Genomic DNA, 222 nt, shown 5'->3' on the forward strand with positions numbered 1-222 from the left:
ATATCGTTTGTAGCACTACCGCCAATGCTGTCTAAGTAGGCCACTGATGGTGAATTGGTAAACAACTTACCGCTACCCGTATCAAAGATATCAATACATGTGCTAGCAAGACTACTACACACATTCACATTCACCGTATTACTGGTCACACCATCTTTGGTGGCCGTGAGGGTCGTATTACCCACCTCAACCGCAGACAATAAACCCGCTGATGATACGGTA

The 222-nt window shown here is 45.5% G+C and carries 1 pseudogene; it reads right to left on the reverse strand.

Annotated features, from left to right (window positions below):
- A pseudogene (locus tag HC725_RS16630) lies at positions 1 to 222 on the reverse strand (Ig-like domain-containing protein); the annotation flags it as partial.

The sequence above is a fragment of the Vibrio sp. S17_S38 genome (genome assembly GCF_014694375.1).
Taxonomy (GTDB): Bacteria; Pseudomonadota; Gammaproteobacteria; order Enterobacterales; family Vibrionaceae; genus Vibrio.